The organism is Streptomyces sp. NPDC002958 (assembly GCF_055563255.1).
In genome coordinates this window covers 1-1,914 of record NZ_JBVHDS010000075.1, presented here as the reverse complement: position 1 = coordinate 1,914, position 1,914 = coordinate 1, and the positions used below count along the sequence as shown (strand labels likewise).

At 68.4% G+C, this 1,914-nt stretch carries 2 protein-coding genes; both read left to right on the top strand.

Annotated elements, in window-relative coordinates; translation table 11 throughout:
- The first annotated feature begins 14 nt into the window (after positions 1–14).
- Entirely contained in the window at positions 15–800 is a 786-nt protein-coding gene (locus ACZ3IC_RS34125) for an electron transfer flavoprotein subunit beta/FixA family protein (RefSeq protein ID WP_467422605.1), read from the top strand.
- Between the two features lie 52 nt (positions 801–852).
- Positions 853–1,815 carry an electron transfer flavoprotein subunit alpha/FixB family protein gene (locus tag ACZ3IC_RS34120; RefSeq protein WP_467422603.1) on the top strand — a complete coding sequence of 321 codons (963 nt, stop codon included), beginning with the start codon at positions 853–855 and terminating at the stop codon, positions 1,813–1,815.
- Positions 1,816–1,914: the final 99 nt, after the last annotated feature.

Genomic DNA, 1,914 nt, shown 5'->3' with positions numbered 1-1,914 from the left:
GTAGGAGAGCCGGCGTGAGCTTGAGGATCGTTGTCTGTGTGAAGTACGTGCCCGACGCCACCGGCGACCGGCACTTCGCTGATGACCTGACGCTGGACCGTGAGGATGTCGACGGTCTGTTGTCGGAGCTCGACGAGTACGCGGTGGAGCAGGCGCTGCAGATCGCGGACGAGGCGGACGACGCGGAGATCACTGTGCTGACGGTGGGTCCGGAGGATGCCAAGGACGCGTTGCGCAAGGCGCTGTCGATGGGTGCGGACAAGGCCGTTCACGTCGAGGACGACGATCTGCACGGCACGGACGTGATCGGTACGTCGCTGGTGCTGGCGAAGGCGATCGAGAAGACGGGTTACGACCTGGTGATCTGTGGCATGGCGTCGACGGACGGCGTGATGGGTGTGCTGCCCGCGGTGCTGGCGGAGCGTCTGGGTGTGCCGCAGGTCACGCTGCTGTCGGAGGTGTCGGTCGAGGGTGGCACGGTCAGGGGTCGCCGGGACGGCGATACCGCGTCCGAGCAGTTGGAGGCGTCGTTGCCCGCGGTGGTGTCGGTGACGGACCAGTCGGGTGAGGCGCGTTACCCGTCGTTCAAGGGGATCATGGCGGCGAAGAAGAAGCCGGTTCAGTCGCTGGATCTGGAGGATCTGGAGATCGAGGCGGACGAGGTCGGTCTGGCGGGTGCCTGGACCGCGGTGGATTCGGCGGCGGAGCGTCCGGCGCGTACGGCGGGCACGATCGTCAAGGACGAGGGCGAGGGCGGCAAGCGGCTGGCCGAGTTCCTGGCCGGCCAGAAGTTCATCTGACCCCTGTTTGTCCCCCGTAGTTTCTTCGCTACTCGCAGGAGATTGAAGTCCCATGGCTGAAGTTCTCGTCTATGTCGATCACGTGGACGGTGCCGTCCGCAAGCCCACCCTGGAGCTTTTGACGCTGGCGCGTCGTATCGGTGAGCCGGTCGCGGTCGCGCTCGGCGATGGCGCTGCCGGTACCGCGGGGGTGCTGGCCGAGCACGGTGCGGTGAGGGTCCTGACCGCCGATGCGCCGGAGTTCGCCGACTACCTGGTCGTGCCGAAGGTGGATGCGTTGCAGGCCGCGTACGAGGCGGTGTCGCCGGTCGCGGTGCTGGTGCCGTCGTCCGCGGAGGGCAAGGAGATCGCGGCCCGTCTCGCGGTGCGGATCGGGTCGGGCATCATCACCGACGCCGTCGATCTGGAGGCCGGTGAGCAGGGCCCGGTCGCCACGCAGTCCGCTTTCGCCGCGTCGTTCACGACGAAGTCCCGGGTCTCGAAGGGGACTCCGGTCATCACCGTGAAGCCGAACTCGGCTCCGGTCGAGGCCGCTGCGGCCGCGGGTGCGGTCGAGGCGCTGAGCGTGTCGTTCTCGCAGCAGGCTACGGGGACGAAGGTGCTGTCGCGCACCCCGCGCGAGTCGACCGGGCGTCCGGAGCTGACCGAGGCCGCGATCGTCGTCTCCGGCGGCCGTGGTGTCAACGGTGCGGAGAACTTCGCGGTCATCGAGGCCCTCGCCGACTCTCTCGGTGCGGCCGTCGGTGCCTCGCGTGCGGCAGTCGACGCGGGCTGGTACCCGCACTCCAGCCAGGTCGGCCAGACCGGCAAGTCGGTCTCCCCGCAGCTGTACATCGCCTCCGGCATCTCCGGCGCGATCCAGCACCGGGCCGGCATGCAGACGTCCAAGACGATCGTCGCGATCAACAAGGACGCCGAGGCCCCGATCTTCGACCTCGTCGACTACGGCGTCGTCGGCGACCTCTTCCAGGTCGTGCCCCAGCTCACCGACGAGGTCAAGTCCCGCAAGGGCTGACCCGCCGTCCAGCTGCACCCCTTTTCCGACGGTCCGGGGCCGCGCGGTGTGAACTCACCACGCGGCCCCGGACCGTTTCCGATCACCATTGACGCGGGT